Source organism: Gemmatimonadota bacterium, assembly GCA_026706345.1.
Lineage (GTDB): Bacteria > JAAXHH01 > JAAXHH01 > JAAXHH01 > JAAXHH01 > JAAXHH01.
In genome coordinates this window covers 29060-51122 of sequence record JAPOYX010000148.1, presented here as the reverse complement: position 1 = coordinate 51122, position 22063 = coordinate 29060, and the positions used below count along the sequence as shown (strand labels likewise).

Below are 22063 nucleotides of genomic sequence, written 5' to 3'. Positions count from 1 at the left end.
GCGAGCGTGTGGATGCTGGGGGGTAGCCGGCCCTCCCGAGTGCGTGTGCGGTGGAGGCGGGCCCGGGGTCTGTTCTCCGAGTGCGCCTGAAAGTAGGAGGAAGGATTCAATTCCAGATCCATGCCGTTGATAGATAAGAGTTTGTCGCCTGCCCGCAGACCCGCTTGATCGGCGGGGCTGTCGGGCGTGACGCGTTCGACGATAAAACCTCCTGCCCACTGTATAAAAAAGAGTTGTAACCAGGTGCCTTCGTGAAGACGGCTGACCGCACCTTTCGACGATCCTCCCGTAGATATCGTCTCACTCCCCCGAAGCTGGATGCCGGACGACCAGCGGTCGATCTTGGCCAGTCGAATCGTCGACCAGGTAACCATGCCGATGTGCAGGCACAACAACATGATCAGCGTACTCAGTATCAGGTATCGGTAGATAAGCGATTTCAACCAATGCCATCCCGAGATATGATCTCTGAATAAGATCGGCCGGATGATCGACAATCGAAATACAGGGTATAAATGTATACCGGGCAGGACGGGGCTTTACCCAAGAAGTGCCGTTGAATCGCAGGCGTCAAGGAGAGTACCGGCAATGCGAGTCCATTCGGCCCATAATGACGCCAGCGCCTTTAATCGGTCCGCAGCACCGCAAGGAAGCTCGGCACTCCGAAGAGCAACAGGCTCAGGTGCATGGGGCTCATGCCGATGGAGCCGCGCTTCCGGGGATCGTCGCTCCAGTCCTGCGAGTCGATGAGCAGTTCCAGGATCTTCAGGCCCGTTTTAATGTAGCAGTCGTCGCCGGTCAGGCGGTGCGCGTAGCCCAGGTGCCGGCAGAGGATGCCGCCGTAGTGCTCCTGCAGAGGACGGTCGGACGAAAAGGTGTCCGGAAAGCCGCAGAACCAGTCCACGCCCCGGCGGTAAGTCTCGGCCACGTCGCTCCGGCCGGTCATCCGGTGCATCAATTCCAGTCCGATCATCAGGTAGTGAGTCTGGTAGCCCTTCTGCTCCTCGTACGGCAGGTCGCGGATCATCCTTGAAAAAGATCCGCCGAGCGTATTGAACTCGTCGTCGGTGAACGGCGCGGCCGTTCCCGTTTCGACCGCCAGCGTAGTGCCTTCCGTCGCCATGCCGTATGGAAGCTGCTCCGGAAGCCTGTCCGGTGTCGAGACCTGGAACCGCTTGTGCCAGCTCCCGTCCTCGTTCTGGCCCCGGGCGACAACGGTGTATACCTCCTCCGCGCGACGCAGGAAGCGGTCCTCGCCGGTGGCCTCGTAGACGTAGAGCAGTCCGCGCAACACATTGGCGATGGATCGCAGGCTGAAGCTGAATGCCGGGTCTTCGGTCCACCTGTACCTCAGGAAGAACGCGCCCGCTTCGCGCAGGACTTCCAGGGCCCTGCCGTCACCGGTCAGGTAATAGTAGTCCATCCAGTTGTCGATGAAGGTATGGGAAGCACAGGGCTCGTCGCTGAAATGGTCGACTCCGTGGCGGTAGCAGCCGCCGGCCATGTAGGGCCGGAAGGGATGCCAGTGGCACGTGTCCACGTCCATGGAGTGCCGGGTCATGGCCTCGGCCAGCACGTAGTACCGCGGATCGCCCGTGCGCAGGTACTGTATCCAGACGGCGTGGCGGGGATCCCATTCGCTGTTGCACCAGCCCCACCGCCCGCGGTGTTTCCAGTCGTTCTCCTCGTCGTCCCAGTCTACGAGGACGTCGCCGTAGTCCAGGAACCCGTACCAGCGTCCGATCCGGATGTTGCGTGCGATCCAGTCCGCGAATCCCGTCAGCATGCGGTCCGCGGCCGGCAGGATCTCCAGAGAAGCCGCCACTTCCTGGTTCTTTTCGGTTACCGTGTCCGCCTGGCCGCCTGCGTCCGCGGCCGCTGGACCATCCTGATCGCCAGCTTCCAGGCAGGTCGGGACCGCGAATCCCCCCGCGACCTCGCATCGGGCCATCCACTCGGGTGAAACCGATAGATGGGGTTGGGACAGGGCGCATCGGAGCGATTCAATCGCATTGTCGCGCTGCTCTCCCTCGAAGTAATGCACGAAGAACTCGGTGGTCTTCGCGATGCCCGTCCCGTCGGCATACGCCCCTTCACCCTCGTGCCAGGCGACCTCTTCGGCGTACCGTGCCAGGGAAAGGCGGCTGCCGTCCGGGTCGTGCCGCGCGTACACCGTTATCCGGCCGTCACCGGCAACTTCGATGGCCCGTGGGTGCTCCTCGGCCATGTTCCGGCAGGCGACGCCTACCCCGGATATCCCATCCTCGAGTGTCGCCCACCCTTCGCAGGCTTCGCCCGCCGCGACCCCTGTTTCAACCCCCGGCCCAACGCGGGATATCTGCACCGCGTTGTCTCTCTTCTGGGCGATTTTCAGCAGCTCATCCACTTCGAGCGTTCCGGCCTCGACTCCATTCAGTCCGAAGGCGTAGCCAAGGCCGGATCCGGAGCCAGCTTCGGGAGCAACGCAAATGGCAGGGACGTTCAGGGCAAGGTCTTCGATTTCCGCTTCCCGCGGATTGCAGGTAAAAACGTGGGTCTGCAGAATCCGGACAAAGGCGTGGCCGGCGTAGGCGTGGATCCGCGTGATGCAACGCACGGGCCTGTACCCGGCGTAATGGTGCATGGGAATGTCGGCTTCCAGGGCGCTCTCCATCCGGATGACGACGCGCAACGGGCCCTGCTCTTCGACAGTCACGGTATAGGAGTCTTCGGCCAGCGATGCCCGGCACATGCCGCCCGGACCGTACAACCGGCGTTTCAGCTCCCCGTCGGAAGCGCCCTCCCTTATCCGTGCCCAGGCATCGCCGTCCTGGCCGGGAGACGGATGCGCCCGGGCGGTCGTTCCATGCGTCGCGTGGACGAGCGACACGGAATGGAAGAGTCCGTACCGGCGGCGGCTTATCCTGAAACACAGGGCACCCGTGTCCACGTGAAGGTCCTGGTCCGTTTCTTCGATACGAACGGTCCTGACGGGCGGCGGCGCTGGAAGGTTGCTCGCCTCCCCGGTCGTTTTACCCGTAAGGGTATAGACCGCCCTGCCCGACGAAACGGGATCCGCCTGGAAATCCACGAGCGCCCACTTCACCGATCCGTCCGGCCAGCGACCGAGAACCCGGCACTGGGTGGGAATACGGGCGCCGTCGGGACGCACGATGCCAAGCCCATCCGTGGCGAGAAGCAGGCCTTCGGGTATGGGGACGCCCCGGGTCACGGGCCATCGCATCGGTCTCCGCGAGGCATCATGAACAAACTCGACGGGTATCGAGATCATGACATCTTTCTTTCATCTGCTTCGTACGGTTTGCATTGCTTGATCCGAACCAACCGAGCCGGTATATTCCTGCGCGCAGTTGCGGGCGAGTTTCCACCCAATGCCCATGGCGCCGAGTTCGGATCTTCATCGGTCTGCTATTCATCGGTCCTGCTACAGACCGCTCCGGGAACGCTGTTGTCGGCAGGAAACCGGCTATCAGGGAATATACGTCAAGGAGAATCCCATGTCAGGCCCCGTCACGCTGAAGTCCGTAACAATAAAAGGGAAAGCGCCCGGCCCGAACCTGCTCATACTCGGAGGGATACACGGGGACGAATTCGAATCCATGTGGGCTATCCGGCGCCTGAAGGAGGCCCTGGATTCCGATGATCTGTCGGGAAGCGTCACCCTGGTGCCCGTCGTGAACGAGGCGGCGTACTGGCGCGGCCAGCGGACCGCGGAGGACGGCCTGGACCTCGCGCGGACCTGTCCGGGGAGGGAAGACGGCACCGTCACCGAGCGCGTCGCATTCGCGGCAAGCGCCCTTATCCGGGAGGCCGACTACCTGATCGACCTGCACAGCGGGGGCCTGGTTTCCCGGTTCTACCCGACCGTGGGATACATGCTGCATCCCGAAACCGGGGTGCTGGAGAAACAGCGGGAGATGGCGCGGGCCTTCAACATGCCGGTCGTCTGGGGTACGTACGCGGGTCACGACGGTCGCACGCTGTCCATAGCCCGCGACGCCCGCATCCCCGCGATCTACTCGGAATGGATGGGAGCCGGAGACTGCGATCCCGAAGGTGTAGATCAGTACTACGAAGGCTGCCTGAACGTCCTGGGCGTGCTGGGCATGATCGAGCGCGCCCAGCCGCCGTCGCGGATCCGGCATACGGTGGAGGACGACCGGGAGGGCGCCGGCCATATCCAGTTGAACTACCCTTCACCGTTTTCCGGGTTCTTCGAGCCCTGGGTGGAACTGATGGACCGCATCGAGCCGGGAGAAGTCTTCGGGGTGGTTACCGACCTGCTGGGCGAGCGCAGAGAGGAAATCGTGTCCACGCAGTCCGGCCACGTGCTGGTCCTGCGGACCTTCAACCGCGTGCACGAAGGGGAAACCCTGGCGGCCGTCCTGGAGGTGTGATACAGGATTGACGCCTTTCCCCGGTCAACCAGTACGGATCAGATCTCGCCCTGTAGTCGGGGGAGGCAATTCCTTGTTTTCTTTCTGTGCGATCTCAAGCCACTCGTCGACAATCTGGCAAAGCTCGCGGTAAACTTCGGTTTCTTCGTCACCGTGACAACACGGTCCAATGATACCTGGACAGTAGCCGATGAAGCATCCGTCTTCATCCGACCACTCGACGATTTTGATGTACTTCGCGCTCCTGGTCATTTGAGCGACTCCTTGGTTGTGTCAACTTCTAACCATCCGGACAGATTGGAAGTCTTGTCTTCTTCGGAACGCGAGAGAGCGTCTCAGACTACGGCGATTAGTTCGTCCACAACAATCGGTTGCTTAGTCGTGAATTGAGAGAAGTCCTATCCGGGCATATAACGTTCGACCCTGATCTGGTCTTCGTTCCTGCGTGCCTGTGCCAGATTAAAGTTGGCCTGGCGACGAAGCCAGAATTCGGCATTGGACCATCCTGCCTTCTCCAGCCGAATCGCCATTTCGGCTGAGACAGCTGAAGGCCATTCAGCAGACGTGAAAGCGTGTGACGAGAGACATCAAGAATCCGTGCCGCCTCGGTGACGTTCAGGCCAAATGGGTTCAGGCAGTTCTGGCTTATGCTGTGACCGGGATGCGACGGATTGTTCATGGCCATATCATCTGCCCCTTTCTAGTGGTAGTCGACCAGATCGACATCATGGACGTTTTCCTTTTCAAATCGAAAAATGATCCTCCAGTTTGCAGAAACAGATACGCTCCAGAACTCCCTCAAACTGCCTTCAGTGGATGAAGTCGATACCCTGGTAGATCGAGATCGGACGGTTTAATGGCAGCATCTAGGTCCGACAGGATAAGTGTAATCTTTCTCACAAAGTCAGCACGGACTCCTCTTGCAAGTCCAGAATCATATATCCGTTTGAGACCACGGTGCCGAAAAGATCGAATCACCAGAACGTAGTTGGGTTAGATGTACTATGTCAATGCCGATCCTGTCAGAATGAATTGGCCGGGAGTGTACGTGTTCCTTGACGCAGAGGACTTCGCATTCGTATCCTTTAACAGTCGGAGAACGCTCTGAAAACCTCGTCAATAATCTGTCTGGTTTATCCTACAATGATCATTCGCTGAAGCGATATTCGTGACTCAGAAAGCAGCCCATGATCCGTGATTCCTACTGGCTGGACATGCCCTACACGCCCTCGGATCCCCTGTCCGGGGACCTGGACGTGGACGTCGTCGTTATCGGCGGCGGCGTGACGGGGGTGACCGGCGCCCTGTTCCTGGCCGAAGGCGGCGCGCGCGTGGCGGTGCTTGAACGCCGCGAGATCGCTTCGGGCGCGACGGGCCGCAACGGGGGGTTCATGCTGGCGGGGACCCACGAGTACTATGTCGAGGCCGTGGAGGAATTGACGGATCTGTACGGAACGGACGGCAGGGACATGGCGCGGGAGGCGTGGACGATCGCCCTTGAGAACCATGATCTCATGGCCGGTCTCATGAAGAAGTACGACATACAGTGCGACTACTACCGGCACGGCAGCTACGTGGTGGCGATGAAGCGGCCGGACCGCGGTTCTCACGCGGACCCCCTGGAACGGATCATCCAATCGTACAACCTCCTCCGGGAGGATGGTTTCGAGGTGGAGTATCTGGACGAGGACAGACTCTACGACCTCAAGCGCAGCCCCCTGCTCGCCGGCGCCCTGTGGAACCGGTTCGACGGGGAACTCCACCCGGTCAAGTACGTGCGCGGTCTCGCCAGCGCCGCAAGCGGACTGGGCGTCCGGTTCTTCGAGTATACGCCGGTTAACGGAGTCGAGCGGTTCGGTGGTGGATCGATCCGGAATGGCCGCGGCGCGGTGGTTTCAAAGCCCGGAGGTCTCCTGGTCCACACCCCAGGCGGACGGATCAGGACGCAGCACGTGCTGCTGGGCATGAACGCCTACACGCCCCAGCTCGATGCCCGATATGAAAGACGCATCATCCCCCACCGGGGACAGGTTTTCACGACGGAGCCCGCCACAGAGCGCCTGTTCAACGGGGTCTTCTACGCCAACGATGGCTGGGATTTCTGGCGGCAGTTGCACGACGGACCCGGCGAAGGCGGCCGGCTGCTCTTCGGCGGCGGGCGGAATCACCACGTCCGCGCCGAAAGGGGGTTTCACTTTATCCGGCGCAGGGGCCGGCCGATCAGGACGTACAGGGGATACAAGGAACAGCCTACGCGGGCGGTCCAGAGGTCGAACGACCGGGCGTTCAACGGCATCTTCCCCTACCTTGCCGGTCTCGGCCGCACCCACCGCTGGGGCGGCGTCATGGGATTCTCCTACGACAGCAGCCCCTTCGTCGGCGAGACGGAAACGCCCGGCGTCCACATCGTCGCCGGTTTCACGGGCCGGGGCAATGCTTACGCCACGGTGGCGGCGCGTATAGTCAGCGACCGGTTGCTGGGAAGGCCTTCAAGCGTGGAGCACCAGTTTGAAACGGTGAAGAAGGTCTTCGACCCGCTCCGCGGCGGAATCGACGCGGAGAACCGGCGCCGCTGAGCCATCCTACGCAAACTGGTGAAAGTGCCGGGTCACGCGCCGTTCCACCCGCCTCAGCAGGACGGACAGGGACAGGCAGAGGAGGAAGTACACGAAGGCCACCAGCAGCCACACCTCGAAAAGCAGCCCGCTCGAATTGGCGATCTCCGAGCCGACGAAGGTCAGTTCCTGGACGGAGATGAGCGAGACGATGGAAGAGTCCTTCACCAGGGAAATGTACTGGCCCGCCAGTGGCGAGGCGATGCGCGCCAGCGCCTGGGGAAAGATGACGTAGCGGTAACGGTCCAGGACCGGTATGCCCAGGCTTTCCCCGGCTTCCCACTGTCCCCGGGGGATGGCGGCCAGGCCGGCTCGGACGACTTCCGCGATGTACGCCGCGCTGATGAAGGATATGCACAGCACGCCGGAGATCAGATTCTCCCAGAGCGCCGGCGGACCGAAGAGGAAACGCTGCCATCCCGACGCTTCTTCCGCGGGCCGGTTGAACAGGGCGTCCAGTCCGAGCAGGGGCATAAGCTGGCTGCTGATGAAGAAGTAGAAGATGAAGATGAACACCAGGGGCGGGATGTTGCGGAGGATCTGGATGTAGGTCCCGCAGAACATCCGCAGGGTGCGCACGCCGGAGTATCTTCCCACGCCGATCAAGACGCCCAGGATGGTAGCCAGCACCGCTCCCCAGGCGCTCAGCCGCAGGGTCGCGTATATCCCCGTCAGGAAAAAGGGCGTCTCGCCGGCTTCCCCGGACGCGAATACGGTCGAAAGCGCCTGGGGCCAGTCCCAGCGGTACGCCACGCCAATGGCCGAGCGGTACCACAGCCAGCCGGCCGCCAGAACCAATCCAACCAGCAGTATCCCGTCCAGCCGGGTCGGCCGGAATCTTCTCTTCCCGCGATCGGGTATTGACATTACGTGCCCGCCCTGCTCCGTTCGGCCATGGCCGCGGCGGTGGAAAGGACCAGGGTCACGGCCAGATAGACCGCGGCCACGGTGAGCCAGATCTCGAAAGTCAGAAAGGTGTCCGCGATGAGGTTCCGGCCCTGCGTGGTCAAGTCGAAGATGGCGATGACGCTGACGATGGAGGAGTTCTTCACGAGCGATACCGCCTCGTTGGTTAGCGGCGGCAGCATGTTGCGGAGCACCTGGGGCAGGATGACGTACCGGTAGTTGTCGACGCGCGACAATCCCAGGCTCTCGCCCGCTTCGACCTGCCCCCGGGGGATGGCGGCAAGGCCGGCCCGGAAGATCTCCGACGTGTAGGCGCCCTGGAACACGGCCAGGCACGCGATCGCCGTCGTGGTCTGTCCCCAGCCGAGAATGGGACCGAGGACGAAGTACATCACGTAGAGCTGGATCAACAGGGGGGTGTTGCGAATCAGCTCCAGGTACCCGCGGGCGAGTCCGCGTCCGATCACGGAAGAAGAAAGCCGCAGGAGCGCGGTCGAGAGTCCGATGACGAGGGTCAGGAAGAGGCTCAGGGCGGATATTTCGAGGGTGACGAAGAGGCCCTGGACCAGGGGCCCTGCGGACCAGGCGCCGTTTTCGGTCGTGAACAGGAAGTCGTCCACGCGGTACCACTGCCACCGGTAGTTGATGTTTTCGGCGCCGCGCATGACCGCGAAGACGAGGATGCCGGCAATGGCCGCCGGCTGGATCCAGTTCGACAGGACACGCCTGACCCACGGCCTGCGGAATAGGCTGATCACGCCGAAGCCTCGTAGTGGAGGATCTGGTTGAGGAAGGCCCGCGTTCGCTCTTCCCGTGGCGCGTCGAAGAACGCGTCCGGCGCGGCGCTTTCGACGATCTCGCCGTGATCCATGAAGACGACCCGGTCGGATACCTTGCGGGCGAAACCCATTTCGTGGGTCACGCAGACCATGGTGATGCCGTCGTCCGTGAGCTCGTAGATCACGTCGAGGACCTCCCGGATCATCTCCGGGTCGAGGGAGGACGTGGGCTCGTCGAAGAGCAGGATATCCGGCTGCATGCACAGCGCCCGGGCGATCGCCACGCGCTGCTGCTGGCCGCCGGAGAGCTGGTCGGGGTACTTTTCGGCCTGGTCCCCGATGTGCACGCGCTCGAGATAGGCGAGGGCGGTTTCTTCCGCCTTTTCCTTATCCATCCCGAGATTGCGCATGGGGGCGAGGGCGAGGTTGCGCAGGACCGTCATGTGGGGGAACAGGTTGAAGCTCTGGAAGACCATGCCGATCCTGCCGCGCAGTTCGCGGGGGAGCCGCTCGCCCGGTCCCAGCGAGACACCGTGGACCCGAACCGCGCCCTGGTCGTGGGTTTCCAGCCGGTTGATGCAGCGTATCAGCGTGGACTTGCCCGATCCGGACGGACCGCAGATTACGATGCACTCGCCTTCCCGGATGCTCAGATCGACCGCTCTCAGCACCTGGAACGTACCGAACCACTTGCTTACGTTTTCAAACGCGATAATGGATTGGGTATCGCCAGACACGGATCAGGTGCCCTCGATCATCGCCTTCATCCTGGCCGCGACCCAGTCGACCGCCACCTCGATCATGCCCTGCCCCTTCACGGCGTCGGCGAGTTTGGCCTCGTGGTGGAATTCCCGGTCCTGGGCGGCCCGGTCGGCCTCGGATATGGTCAGCCTCGCCGAATCATAGTCGACGCCTTCCCAGTGGACGTGCCCGGGGAAGGCCGCGTAGGCGAAAGACGTCTCGAACTCGCTGGCGTGGCCGGGGCAGTTATTCGATTCCATATATTTCCGCACGACTTCCGGAGTATACGCTTCCCAGTAGCTGCAGAAGGCGAAATCGACGCCCAGGCGGGACTGGATATCCTCCAGCACGGCGTTGACGGGACCGGCGTTCCCGGCATGGCCGTTGACGGCCAGGATATGGTTGATCCCGCCCCTTTTCATGCTGTCGGCCACGTCGTAGAGAAGCTCCGTGAAGATCTCGGGCCGGGTCGTCAGCGTCCCTCTGTGGTCCATCCAGTGCTCCGACACGCCGATGGCCAGCGGCGTGGTGACCACGACCTCGGGATAGAGCGCCTGCGCGGCGCGTTCGGACACGTGCACGGCGCTGGCGGTGTCGTGGGACATCTCCAGGTGCTCGTTATGCTGTTCCGTACTGCCCGTGGGGATGATCGCGCCCTTGAGGTTGCCGGCGTAGATCCCCTCGCGGAACTGCCTGCGGGTCATTTTCCAGAGCTGTACGGGACGATCGTGGGGTAGGGCATCGGACATGAATCACTCCTGACTGGTTGGCTGTCGACCGCGCCGGGTCTCGCTGGTCGATCGGCGCGGATGCGGTCTTTCCCGTTTAAGCGTAATCCTCGCGGGGCGGACTGAATATGTCCAGGGCGACGGACTTGACCATGACCTCGGTCACGCCGTGTCGAACCCCGCCGGGAATAACGTACTTGTCGCCCGTTTTAATGGTCCTGCTCTCTTCCCCGATGACCATGACGAATTCACCTTCCAGGACGACACCCATCTGTTCGTGGGGATGGTCGTGCATGGGCACCTGCGATCCCGGCGTGAGCGTCACGAAAGACATCTGGGCCCGGTCGCCCCCCGCCACGGCGATGCTTACGCCGGGTGCGATCGATTTTCTCGACATGTTGTCTTCTTCGACGAAATACATATGCTCCTCCAGCTATGCGGCAGGATGCCCGGTGATGATGAATTGCTGCCACGCGATGCGCGCTATGACGAAGCGATCCGCCCTATGACGAACCGGCGTATACGGCACTCGCCGCCGCCACGCCGCTTTGCGCGACTTCGTGTCCTTCCGCCCGCAGCGTCTGTTCAAGGGCGCCCAGGCATAAGATGACATGATCTTTCTGCGAGGACTGTCCCATGAGACCCACGCGCCAGGCTTTGCCTTTCAATGGGCCGAGACCGCCTCCGAGTTCGATTCCGTAGTCTTCGAGGAGGCGCCGGCGTACGCCGGCTTCGTCGACACCCTCCGGGGCCAGGACGGGGTTGATGGTCGGGGCGCGGTGCGGCGCGTCGACGAAGAACCCGAGCCCCATGGCGTCGATGCCGGCCCTGAACGCCTCGTAGTTGAGAGCGTGCCGCGCGTGGCCGTCCGCGAGGCCCTCCTCGTGAATGAGGACGAGCGCTTCCCGCAACGCATAGATCAGGCTCACAGGCGCGGTATGGTGATAGACCCGGTCCCCATCCCAGTACGCGTTGATCAGGGCAAGGTCGAGGTACCAGCTGTCAACCGGCGTCTTACGCGCGGAAATGGCCGCGCACGCCCGTTCGTTCAGCGTGACGGGCGCCAGGCCCGGCGGGGCGCTCAGGCATTTCTGGCTGCCGGTATAGCAGACGTCGATGCCCCATTCGTCGACTTTGACGGGCGTTCCACCCAGGGACGCCACGGTGTCGACCAGGACGAGGGTCTCGTGTTCATGGACGACCCGGATGATCTCCTCGAGGGGTTGCAGCACGCCCGTGGACGTCTCGGCGTGTACCAGGCCCACGAGCTTGGGTCGGCAACCGGTCAGTGCCTGCCGTACCTGATCCGGCGTGAAGGGCCTTCCCGGATTGCCCTCCAGGCGGATCAGCCTGCCGCCGTGCCGTTCGACCATCTGGGCCATGCGGTCCCCGAATACCCCGCCCACGCATACGAGCACTTCGTCACCCGGCTCGACGAGATTGCAGATACAGGTCTCCATGCCGGCGGAACCGGTGGCGGAGATCGCCAGCGTCAGATCGTTTTCAGTCTGGAATACGTATCGAAGCAGGGCCTTGGTATCATCCATGACCCCGATGAAATAGGGATCGAGGTGCCCCGTAAGCGGAGCGCCCATGGCCTGGTAGACCCTCGGGTGCATATCGCTCGGGCCGGGTCCCATAAGGATGCGCCGACCCGGGTCAAGGGGCGAGAATGAACCGGGAGATGCGGTCATTGGGGGAGTTCCCTTCGGTGCGTAGCCTCCTCGGATTCTGTCCGTCGTCCGCCATAGGGCCTGAATCCCTGGCAGAGCATCGACATCGCGGCTTGGAATTGCTCTAATAAAGCCAGCGAATTGGACCGCATGACAGGCACCCGTACTCGAAAGGTGAATTGCATGAAGATCCGGTGGGCTATTAGATAAAGGACAGGTGCAAAAAGGCAACGGTAGTATAGAAGGTAGCCCCTGGGGTGTCAATCAATTAGGACAAAGCAAAAGAGGATCCCCGGTAAGCGCGGAATCCTCTTAAAACCCGGTGTTCAACCGGCTTTATCACTACCGGCGGCCAACGCCGGAATTACATTCCTGCTCCCATGATCAGGTCCAGTTTCTTCCGCTGGTGTTCCTGCCCTTTGGCGGCGTATTCTGCCTTCTTGGCCTCGTCCGTTTCGATGCTGTCCAGTCCGAAATAGGCGTCGCTGAGTATGTCGTGGCCATCGATACTGTTCGGTTGCAGCGCCAGCAGCTTGTTCATGCTGTCCACGGCACCTTGAAACGCCGTCGAGGCGGCTTCGACTTCCTCGGCGTCCCGATGGGACAACCCCTTGTTGTAGTAAGTGGTTCCAAGATACCGCAGCAGGTCGATATCTTCGGGAAGCGCGGAGTGTCCTCTTTCGAGCACGTCGATCGCTTTGTCGTAGTTCCCCTTGCCGTCGTGGATGGACATTACGTCCCGGTACAGCGACTTTTCTTCCGGATACGCTTCCATCGCCCTCTCGTATGTCGCGATGACACTGACCGTGTCGGCCATGCCGAAATAGGCATTGCGAAGAATGAGGTAGGTGTTGAGATCGACCTCTTCCGACAATTCGATGACCTTGTTGCAGGCCGCGATCAGTTTGTCCCAGTCTTCACTGGTATAGTACACGCTGATCAGGCCGTCCCAGGCTTCGAACTTGTCCGGATCGATTTCGAGGAGCGATTCCAGGGGGACCCTCGCGCCTTCGTAATCCTCGGCGCCCAGATGGGCATAACCCCAGTAAAGGTAACCCTGCTGTTTGGCAGGTTCCAGTTCATCGGCGGTCTTGGCATCGTTTTTCTTGCCCGTGGAACGCAACGCAACCTGCAACATCGAGGTTGCGTTCACCGAACGGCTGTAGAAATCGGCGGCTTCCGTGTATTCGCCTTTTTCATAGCTCTGCTGGCCCACCTGGTAGTTCGTGCGGATCATGGAGTTCAGGGTCTTTTGGTACTGGTCCTTGTCCTTCCTGTCCAGATCGTCGATGGTCAGAGATTCCCAGTTCTTGAACATCAGGTCGAAATCACCCTTGTAGTAATGAATGAGCCCGAGCAGATAGTGGGCGTCGTTGTTGCCCGGATCCTTTTCGAGGGCGGTCTCGAGCAGAACCAGGGCCTTGTCCCACTGCGGCGGTGTTTCCCGGATGTAAATCTTCGCGGAACGAAGCTCGATTTTCTGCGCGTCGGCCGCGATGGGTATCAGCACGGCGAAGCCCAGGGCGAGCAACAAGCAGAAGGAAACCTTCCTTAAAAACATCACAAACTCCTTTCGACAGATGCGCCGACGGCACATCGTCAAGGCCCGTCACGGGTATGCGTTTCTAATGGTAATGTCCGGTGTATCCAGAACAGACAGTCTTCGAAAAATACATGATTTGGCCCACCGGGTCAAGATCATTCGGCGGCGTCGCGCTGGTGGACTATCCGGCCGCCAACGACGGTCATGGTTACGTTTCCCTTTAGCGCACGGCCGGCGAAGGGCGTGTTACCGGACTTTGACTTGAAGGACGCGGGATCCACGGTCCAGGTTCCATCCGGATCAAAGATGGTAAGGTCCGCCGGACTGCCGGCCGCCAGGCTGCCGCCTTCCGTGCCCAGTATCCCGCCGGGGGCCGTCGACATGTTCCGCACCGCGTCGCTCAGGGTCAGCAGGCCCGGCGCGATCAACTCGGTGTACACGACGGACAGCATGGTCTCGAGACCGGCGGCGCCGGGCAGCGCTTCCTGAAACTCCGTGTTCTTCTCGTCCACGGACCGCGGCGTGTGATCCGATGCGATGGCGTCGATGGTTCCGTCCGCGAGGCCCTCCCGAAGCGCCTCCACGTCAGCCCGGCTTCTCAGGGGCGGATTGAGTTTGAGATGGGTATCGTACGAAGAGAGCGCTTCGGCGGTCAGCGCCAGGTGAGGGGGGCTGACATCGGCGGTCACGCGGACGCCCCGCTGCTTGGCCGCCCGGATGAGTTCCACAGACACGGCCGTGCTCACGTGGGTAATATGCAACCGTCCCTCCGTCCATTCCGCCAGCATGATGTCCCGCGCGGCGATGGTTTCCTCCGCGATGGACGGGATGCCCTTCAGACCCAACCGGGTCGCGTGGCGCCCCTCGTGCATGAGGCCGCCGGCGGAGAGCGACGGATCTTCACAGTGCACGATGACGGGCAGGTCGAACATGCGGCTGTATTCGAGGGCCCGCCGCAGGATGGCCGGATTCCTGATGGTCCGGTCGGCGTCGGAAAGCGCGACGGCGCCGGCCTCGGCAAGCTCGCCTATCTCGGTCAGGCGCTCGCCCCCGCGAGCGGCCGTGACCGCGGCGATGGGGTAGATATGTACCGGGGCATCCGCCGCCCGCGCCCGTACGAATCTCACCGTGGGGGCATCGTCCATGTCCGGTTCGGTATCCGGCATGCACGCCACGCCGGTGACACCGCCGGCCGCCGCCGCCGCCGCCCCGCTTTCCAGGGTCTCCCTGTACTCGTAGCCAGGCTCGCAGAGGTGGGCGTGCATATCGACCAGGCCCGGCAGAACAAACAGACCGGCCGCATCGATGACGGTGGCCCCTTTCGCCTCGTCATCGGAGGGGCGATCGATGATCCTGCCGTCACGAAACCAGAGATCGCCGGTCTCTTCACGGCCGGAGGCGGGATCGACGATGTGTCCGTTGCGGATCACCACGAGCCCGGCGCCTCCGGTCGCGCCGCCCGATGTAACCCGTCCGTCAGGCCGCATCGCGCTCACCCCCGCCGTTGAGGAGATAGAGGACCGCCATGCGAACGGCCACCCCGTTGGTTACCTGGTCGAGAATGACGGACCGTCCGCTGTCCGCCACGCGGGAGTCGAGTTCCACGCCGCGGTTGATGGGACCGGGATGCATCACGATGGCGCCGGGCCGGGCGAGTTCGAGGCGTTCCGGATCGATTCCGAAGAGCCGCGTGTATTCGCGCAGGGAAGGGAAGAAGGCTTCCCGTTGTCTTTCCAGCTGTATCCTCAGGGCGTAGACCACGTCGGCGTCGCGGAGGGCGTCCTCGACCCGGTAGCAGACCTCCACGCCCATCTCTTCGACGTAGACGGGGATCAGCGTGGGCGGGCCGCAGACGGCCACGTTCGCGCCCATTTTCTGAAGTCCCCATATGTTGGAGCGCGCCACCCGGCTGTGGGCGATGTCGCCGATGAGCGCGACCTTAAGGCCCTCCAGATCGCCCAGCGCGTCCCGCATGGTCAGCAGGTCGAGCAGGCCCTGGGTCGGATGTTCGTGGGCGCCGTCGCCGGCGTTGATGACGACGGCATTCGACAGGCACTGGGAAAGGAACAGGGGAACGCCCGCCGCCGAATGACGCACCACCACGCAGTCCACCTGCATGGCCTCGATGTTGCGGGCCGTATCGCCGAGGGTCTCTCCCTTGGACACACTGCTGCCGGTGGATGCGAAATTCAGCGTATCCGCGGAGAGCTGCTTCTCGGCCAGTTCGAAGGACAGCCGCGTGCGGGTGCTCGATTCGAAGAAGAGGTTGACGACATTCTTTCCACGTAATGCGGGGACCTTCCGTATGGGGCGCCGGATCACTTCCTTGAAGGAGTCCGCCGTATCCAGGATCAGTCGGATTTCCTCGCGCGAGAAGTCCTCGAGACCGATCAGGTGCCGGTGGCGCAGCGCGTGGAGGCGGGCTTCACCCATCACACCACCTCCTCTACCGAAACGTCATCCGTCCGGTCGAGTTCACGCACGTGGACGACCACCGTCCTGCCGGGGCCGACTTCGATGTGCTCCCCGACATAATCCGCCTGGATCGGCAGTTCCCGTCCCTCCCGGTTGATCAGCACGGCGAGCTCGATCCGCCTGGCCCGGCCGAAATCCTTCAACTCGTCCAGCGCGGCCCGGATGGTGCGGCCCGTGTACAGGACGTCGTCGACCAGGATGACGGTACGTCCCTCGATGTCGAAGGGTATGTCGGTGGTACGGACGACGGGGTACTCCGCGCGGCCCTGGAGGTCGTCGCGGTACAGGTTGATGTCCAGCACGCCCACGGGCACGGCGGTGTCCTCCGCCTCCCGCAAGGCCTCGGCCAACCGGCGCGCCAGCCAGTCGCCCCGCCGCTGGATGCCGACGATGACGATCCCGGACGCGCCCTTGTTGCGCTCCAGGATCTGGTGGGCGATGCGGGACACCGCCCTGGCGATGCCTTCCCTGTCGAGGACCTGCTGCTTCACCCGGCCGCCTCCTCTTTCGCCTTGTCCCGTGACGCTCCGGCCGCACCGTCATCCGACGCGCCTGTCATCGCCGCCTCGCCGCCCGGCGCACTCACAGCCGCCCAGGCCGTCCGGAGCGTTTCCAGGCTCTTTCTGGCGATGTGCTCCGCGCCTGCGGCATAGTCGAAAACCTCCACCGAACCGTATCCTTCGTATCCCGAATCCCGCAGCGCCCGCAGAATGGGCGTGAAATCGGTATCTCCGAACCCAGGCCCGTCGCCGTCGGCGTTGTTGAAATGGATGTAGGCCGTAATATCCCTGTGCGCGTGGATGGCCTCCGCCACGTCCAGGCCCTGGCAGAGGGTCGCCCGCACGTCGATGATCAGGCGAAAATTGGGATGATCGATCTCCCGGACCATCCGCGCGGCTTCGGCGGGGGTTAAGATGAAATTGGTCTGGGCGCTGTCCAGGGGCTCGAGGCAGATCGTGACGCCGTGTTCCTCTGCCGCGGGCAGACAATCCACGTATGCCTGGCGGGTCCGGTCCCAGGTCGCCTCGTAGGACTGGTCCGGCAGCACGTTGCGCTGCTTCGGAGACCCGGCCACCATGAACCGGCCCCCGATGTCGCCGCAGAATCTGATCAGGTCGCAGAGATAGAGCCTGGTGCAGTACCGGATGCCGTCGTCGGGGTGGTTCAGGTAGAGACCTTCCGGGCTGAGCAGGAGCCAGTGCAGCCCGGTGATTTCGATACCGGCTTCCGCCGCGTCGTCGCGGATCGCCTTCCTGGCGTCGGGACCGACCTCGTTCACCGACCGCGCTACCGTAAACGGGGCGATCTCCACGCCGTCGTATCCGATTTCCGCGGCGGTGCGAAAGATATGCCGGAGAGGCACGTCCCGGAACATCTCGTTGCAGAAGGCGAACTTCATACGGGTTGTCCCGCTTCTTGCATCCTTTCCGTCGTTTCCCGGCCGGTCGCGGCGTATTCGTTCTTGAGATCCTGCGGGAGGGTGCGCCAGACCAGGAAGCGTTTGCGCAGCACGCTCAGGAACCGCCGGTTGATGCGCTGCCAGGACGCCACGTCGCCGCTCTCGCGGTGGATGTCCACCCACACGGCGTAGAGGTCTCTTTCATTTTCGGCCGGCGCGGCGCTGAGGGAGACCCGTTGGCTGATGCCCAGGTCGTACGGGGCGAGCCAGGTCATCATCGAAATGTGATACATGGGATGGCCCGACGGGGTCTCCTGGGCGGACAACTGGACGTTCTCCGTGACGAAGGCGCCCAGGGAACCCTCCTCGTAGGATTCGAAGACCCGGGTGAGATAGGCATACATGCCCAGCACCTCGACGCTGCCGATGGTGAAGGGGAAGTCGAAACTCCAGTCGTCCCCGTCGGGTTCGGGGAATTTCCACTCCCGCCCCACGTCCGGCACGGCCATGTCCGCCGCCTTCTTGGCGGGATAGGCCGTCGAAAGGAACACCGTGGCCATGACCACGACGACCGACCAGACGGCCGAAAGGGAGGAATAGTTCAGCGACAGGCCCGCGAGCACGTCATAATTCGAAAGCACCAGGGTGATGGTCTGCCCTCCCAGGTAACCCAGCACGGCGCCCACGGTGGCGAAGACCGAAGATTCCGCCAGGAACAAGGCCGCGATGTGGCTCGGCGCCAGACCGACCGAACTGTAGACGCCGATCTCCCGGAAGCGTTCGTGCACCGCTCCCATCATGGTATTCAGCACGATCATGGCGGCGACGAGAATGGGGATGAGGAAGTTGCCTATCCCGCCGATGGAGGTGGAACCGATGGAACTGTAGACGTTGACGGTACCGTCTTTCCCCACGAACATGGTCATGGCGACCCGCGACAGGAAGTCCTCGATATCGCGGTCGAAGTCGGGGTTCGGCTGCCCGGCCCCGTCCACGAAGTCCGTGATGGCGACCGAATACATCTTCCCGTCGAGGTCCATGACCGTCTCGAACGGCAGGATCATGACATTATTGGATTCGAGGTGTATGAAGGCTTCGGGCGGCGATTCGGCCTGCAGGCGCGGGTCCTCGCCGATACGCTGCGCGATCTTGCCCTTTTCCTGGACCAGGTCGACCGGTGTGAGCTTCTCGTCGTCCAGGTCCTTGAGCTGGTTGAACCGGCGGGAATCGACCACGCCCACGACCTGCAGCTTCATGCCGAACATGTTGATGTAGGCGGAACCGGCGTCTTCCGGTTTGATGCCCACCACCGCGGCTACGTCGTCGGGCAGTATGGCCGCGTTCCTTTCGCCGGGCAGGAACCATCTCCCGCCCAGGAGATATTCATCGAGGCGCGTCGCCCTGGGCTCGTCCGGCGTCAGGCCCAGGATGCTGTTCACGTAGCTTTCATGGGACGACCGGGGCGACGAGAAGGAGAAGAACCCCTTTTCGCCCTTGACCTGGGACATGTACCAGGCCCGGGGAATCAGCGTGGCCTTGTCCTGGAAGGTGCTCTTGAGATAGTCGTAGACGGAGGGCTGCAGTCCTTTCCAGTTGCGATCGCGGACCAGCGTCCCTTCGTAGGTTGGTTCGTTGTACCGCTCCAGCTTGTAGTACCGGAGCGACGTCGTGATGGACGTAAAGGACAGCACGGTAAAGGTCAGCAGCGTGATGGTCGCCGCCGTGAGGGCCGTGCGGATCTTCCGCTTGCGCAGGTTGGAAACGCCCAGCGACAGGGCGACGGCCGTGGCGCTCAGCCGGCCGATGTCGGCCTCGTGCATGCCGGTCTGCGCCCGCTTGATCTTCTGCACTTCCTGGTTGAACTTGGACAGGACGATGATGAGCACGGTCGTCCCCAGCGCGAAGATGACGAAGGCCAGGAAGATGACGTAGGGCGACGTGCTGAGCTTGAAGGCGGGGTGGACCTGCTGCAGCACGAGGAAAATCGCGATGAAGAAAGCGGCGAATCCGAAGATCCGCTTGTTGATCGTCGGAAACCCGAAGACCAGTCGTTCCATGAAGAAGGAGAAGGGGATGAGCAGGATGAAGTAGAAGATCACGCCCTTGACGGTGTCGTCCGCCGTGGACTTGACTTCCGGGTAACCCCGCGCTTCCAGGCCCCAGGCCTCCCGCGACTTGGAGATGAAGGCGTCGTATTCCCGGTTCGCCAGGTGCTCTTCCGCCTCGAGGAGGGTGACGCGCGCCTGTTCGTGGAGTTGCTCGATGCGCTGGTTCTCCACGCCGAAGCGCGCGAGCTGCTTGAGCCGGACGTCGTCGACGACCCACATGTCCCGGGTACCTTGGTAGGACGGATTGACGATGAGCCCCTGGTCGACCAGGTACCCCTGGCCCTGGGCCTCCTCCAGGAGTTCCAGGGTCACTTCGCCCGGCTCGACGGGGTTTTTCAGGAAGGTGTCCGGCGCGTTGGTCAGCAGGTATTTGACGCCGAAGAGGCTGGTGCTCATGAGCAGCTTGAGGCGCTGGCCCGGCTTGGCGAAGACGACGGCCGCGGGTACGGTGCGGCCTTCCGCACCGCTTTGCTTCTCGACGTAGCTGTGGCCGTACCACTGGGGTTCGGCGTCATTCTGCGCCAGGACAGTCAGCTTATCCAGCGCGGTGAGGTACCGGGAGTCGATGATCTCGTACACGTCGAGGGCCCGGGCCCGGAACACGATCTGCAGCGTGGTGTTTTCGTTTGCACCGCTGGCCGCGTCCAGGGGGAAGGTCTTGTCCCCCTCCTGTCCCAGGTCCGGCGCGTAGATGATTTCACCGTCCTCGTCCAGGGCGTACGACCGCAGCTTTATCGGCCCTTTCTGCTGTTTCAGCGGACGGAAGGCGAAGCGTCCGAGGGAATCGGCCTTGTTGATCAGGATGCCGCGCACGCCCGTGTTGGTCAAGCTCTTGTAATAGGTGACCAGCGCGCCGGGGATGGGCTTCTTGGGCACGAAGAAGTTGACGTCCCGGTCGAATTCGTAGACCGTTCCCGTCATGTCATGGGCCGTGTCCTGAATCTTGAGCTTGGTCTCTTCGAAGAGTTCGCCGTCCGTGGTGGCCCGGGCCAGCATGACCGCGAGCGACCGCGCCTGCTCGGTGATATTGGCGATGTCGACCGATTCGAACACGTCGTTGGGCGTGTCCACCAGTCCCCGCGTCCCGTTGGGCGTAACGAAGGACATGCCCTTCTTGCCGAAGTAGGTGACGGCTTCGCTGTCCAGGCCCAGCTTGACGGGCATGAAGTCCTTCCAGGTCCGCTGCGGCGGCACGATGGCGTTGACGTACCGGGCCGAATCGGCGCCGGCCCCGAAGGCTTCCTGGATGTAGCCCGCGAACTTCCTGGAATAGGGCGCGAAGATGTTCTTGATGTAATGGTTGGTCGCCCAGGCGGCGTTGTCGAAGGTGCCGAAGGCGAAACTGCCCACGCGTGATTCGTGACTGGAGAGATCGAGGCCGAAGAACATGTCGAAATCGATCTTATCCTCCTCGGGGATCTTCGACATGAAGTGGCCGCTGGCCCTGCCGTGCCGGTACAGCCAGTTGTGCGCGCCTTCCAGTCCCATGAAGTGGGCGGAAGTGGCCAGGATGACCACGGAGTACTTCGGGTTGTAACGCTTGACCGCCCGGGCGACCTCGAGCAGCGCGGCGACCCCCGTGGCGCTTTCGGCGCCCGGCGCCAGGCCCGGGACCACCGACATGGCGTCGTAGAAGGACTCGATGACGATCGTGTAGTCCTTCCACTTCGTGCGGGTCTCGTCTCTGACATTCGGCATTTCCTCGTCGAGGCCGGGTATCCATCCGAAGATGTTCTTCCCTTCCACGACCTCCCATTCCATCCGGGCCTGAACGTTCACCCGGCTCGTCCCGGATTCAGCCAGGGCCAGGAGGCCGGGCACGTGATCCTTATCGACCCAGTAGCGGGGCACGTTGAGCGGAAGACCCATGAATTTGAGCTCCGCCTCGCTCCGGGTCACCCGTCCGTTGTCGAAGAAGATGATGGCGTCGGCGCCGAGCATCCGGGCGTTGACGAAACGGTCCTGCGAATCGAAGTCCATGAGTACGATGCTGCCCTGCATGTCGTACCCGTTGAAGTCGCCGAATTCCCCTTTGCCGCCGTAGACGATCGGACCGGAAAGTCCTTCGCGGGGCGTGGTGGGCGTGCGTACGAGATTGGGCCAGAGGGCGTGCAGCGGGATCTCTTCGCCCGTTTCCAGAACCGTAAGCTTCGATCCCTTGTCGATGGGTACCGTGACGGGGAAGGTCTCGGTGCGGATGTCCTGCAGGCCGATCTCTTCGAACTGATCCCTGATGTATTCGTAGGCCGAATCGGCGCCGGCGTAGCCCACCACCCGGGAAGGATAGGAAGAGAGAGTCCGCACCGTCTGCGCGACCGACTCCGCGCTGACCGACTCCAGGGCCTCCTCGAGGTCGCGGTCATGGCCCAGGAAGGGCTGAATCTCCTGGGGTTCCGGCAGGGAGATCAGCTTCATCAGGATATTCTCGGTAATATCCCTGGGATGGAAGATGGTGACCGAGGACAGCATCAACACCGCGATGGCGATCCCGATTCCCGTTTTTATCTTCGACCACATAAGCGTCTATCCCTGATAAGAGGTCGCGTAACTCCGCCGCCTCTGCACCTGTCCGATTCCGGAACCGGCGGTTTCGTACGCTGGAAGTAGCGCGGAACCGCCGCCTCCGCGTCAGTCTTTGCTGGGGAACATGGGAATGCCCAGAACCGCCGCGAGGCCGTCGATTTCGCATTCATTCCGAG

The 22063-nt window shown here is 62.5% G+C and carries 17 protein-coding genes and 2 pseudogenes; 2 read left to right on the top strand and 17 right to left on the bottom strand.

Going from position 1 to position 22063, the window contains the following annotated elements; translation table 11 throughout:
- On the bottom strand, nucleotides 1-443 hold a 443-nt coding region (locus tag OXG98_09960), incomplete at its 3' end, for a PDZ domain-containing protein (GenBank protein MCY3772327.1).
- A 182-nt stretch (nucleotides 444-625) separates the two neighbouring features.
- On the bottom strand, nucleotides 626-3271 hold the full coding sequence (locus OXG98_09955; protein MCY3772326.1) for a hypothetical protein: 2646 nt from the start codon (nucleotides 3269-3271) through the stop codon (nucleotides 626-628).
- Between the two features lie 226 nt (nucleotides 3272-3497).
- On the opposite strand from OXG98_09955, the gene OXG98_09950 reads away from it, so the two are divergent.
- Complete coding sequence (locus tag OXG98_09950) at nucleotides 3498-4397, top strand: succinylglutamate desuccinylase/aspartoacylase family protein (protein MCY3772325.1); 900 nt, start codon at nucleotides 3498-3500, stop codon at nucleotides 4395-4397.
- Between the two features lie 24 nt (nucleotides 4398-4421).
- On the opposite strand, the gene OXG98_09945 is transcribed toward OXG98_09950, so the two are convergent.
- From OXG98_09945 to OXG98_09935, 3 genes and pseudogenes are all read right to left on the bottom strand, one after another.
- Nucleotides 4422-4649 carry a type II toxin-antitoxin system HicB family antitoxin gene (locus tag OXG98_09945; GenBank protein MCY3772324.1) on the bottom strand — a complete coding sequence of 76 codons (228 nt, stop codon included), beginning with the start codon at nucleotides 4647-4649 and terminating at the stop codon, nucleotides 4422-4424.
- 146 nt (nucleotides 4650-4795) lie between these two features.
- Nucleotides 4796-5082, bottom strand: a pseudogene (locus OXG98_09940) (HigA family addiction module antitoxin).
- Between the two features lie 15 nt (nucleotides 5083-5097).
- Nucleotides 5098-5375, bottom strand: a pseudogene (locus OXG98_09935) (type II toxin-antitoxin system RelE/ParE family toxin).
- Between the two features lie 209 nt (nucleotides 5376-5584).
- On the opposite strand from OXG98_09935, the gene OXG98_09930 reads away from it, so the two are divergent.
- Nucleotides 5585-6973: an FAD-dependent oxidoreductase gene (locus tag OXG98_09930; protein ID MCY3772323.1), complete on the top strand. Its 1389-nt coding sequence runs from the start codon at nucleotides 5585-5587 to the stop codon at nucleotides 6971-6973.
- A gap of 6 nt (nucleotides 6974-6979) precedes the next feature.
- On the opposite strand, the gene OXG98_09925 is transcribed toward OXG98_09930, so the two are convergent.
- The 12 genes from OXG98_09925 to OXG98_09870 all read right to left on the bottom strand — a co-directional run bounded on the left by OXG98_09925 (nucleotide 6980) and on the right by OXG98_09870 (nucleotide 21881).
- Complete coding sequence (locus OXG98_09925) at nucleotides 6980-7879, bottom strand: amino acid ABC transporter permease (protein ID MCY3772322.1); 900 nt, start codon at nucleotides 7877-7879, stop codon at nucleotides 6980-6982.
- Complete coding sequence (locus OXG98_09920; protein ID MCY3772321.1) at nucleotides 7879-8676, bottom strand: amino acid ABC transporter permease; 798 nt, start codon at nucleotides 8674-8676, stop codon at nucleotides 7879-7881. The genes OXG98_09925 and OXG98_09920 overlap by 1 nt, the downstream gene beginning before the upstream one ends.
- Nucleotides 8673-9413, bottom strand: a complete 741-nt coding sequence (locus OXG98_09915) for an amino acid ABC transporter ATP-binding protein (GenBank protein ID MCY3772320.1) — start codon at nucleotides 9411-9413, stop codon at nucleotides 8673-8675. The genes OXG98_09920 and OXG98_09915 overlap by 4 nt, the downstream gene beginning before the upstream one ends.
- 24 nt (nucleotides 9414-9437) lie before the next feature.
- Nucleotides 9438-10187 carry a creatininase family protein gene (locus tag OXG98_09910; GenBank protein MCY3772319.1) on the bottom strand — a complete coding sequence of 250 codons (750 nt, stop codon included), beginning with the start codon at nucleotides 10185-10187 and terminating at the stop codon, nucleotides 9438-9440.
- 76 nt (nucleotides 10188-10263) lie between these two features.
- Nucleotides 10264-10587, bottom strand: a complete 324-nt coding sequence (locus tag OXG98_09905; GenBank protein ID MCY3772318.1) for a cupin domain-containing protein — start codon at nucleotides 10585-10587, stop codon at nucleotides 10264-10266.
- An 82-nt stretch (nucleotides 10588-10669) separates the two neighbouring features.
- Nucleotides 10670-11860, bottom strand: coding sequence for an alanine--glyoxylate aminotransferase family protein (locus OXG98_09900; protein ID MCY3772317.1), 1191 nt, complete (start codon nucleotides 11858-11860; stop codon nucleotides 10670-10672).
- Between the two features lie 343 nt (nucleotides 11861-12203).
- A complete protein-coding gene (locus tag OXG98_09895) occupies nucleotides 12204-13400 on the bottom strand; it encodes a tetratricopeptide repeat protein (GenBank protein MCY3772316.1) in 1197 nt (398 codons plus the stop codon).
- Between the two features lie 137 nt (nucleotides 13401-13537).
- Nucleotides 13538-14869, bottom strand: a complete 1332-nt coding sequence (locus OXG98_09890) for a dihydroorotase (GenBank protein MCY3772315.1) — start codon at nucleotides 14867-14869, stop codon at nucleotides 13538-13540.
- Complete coding sequence (locus OXG98_09885; GenBank protein ID MCY3772314.1) at nucleotides 14859-15815, bottom strand: aspartate carbamoyltransferase catalytic subunit; 957 nt, start codon at nucleotides 15813-15815, stop codon at nucleotides 14859-14861. Before OXG98_09885 ends, OXG98_09890 begins: the two co-directional genes overlap by 11 nt.
- A complete protein-coding gene (pyrR, locus tag OXG98_09880) occupies nucleotides 15815-16348 on the bottom strand; it encodes a bifunctional pyr operon transcriptional regulator/uracil phosphoribosyltransferase PyrR (GenBank protein MCY3772313.1) in 534 nt (177 codons plus the stop codon). Before pyrR ends, OXG98_09885 begins: the two co-directional genes overlap by 1 nt.
- Nucleotides 16345-17256: a sugar phosphate isomerase/epimerase gene (locus OXG98_09875; GenBank protein ID MCY3772312.1), complete on the bottom strand. Its 912-nt coding sequence runs from the start codon at nucleotides 17254-17256 to the stop codon at nucleotides 16345-16347. The genes pyrR and OXG98_09875 overlap by 4 nt, the downstream gene beginning before the upstream one ends.
- Entirely contained in the window at nucleotides 17253-21881 is a 4629-nt protein-coding gene (locus OXG98_09870; GenBank protein ID MCY3772311.1) for a M28 family peptidase, read from the bottom strand. The genes OXG98_09875 and OXG98_09870 overlap by 4 nt, the downstream gene beginning before the upstream one ends.
- Nucleotides 21882-22063 lie beyond the last annotated feature (182 nt).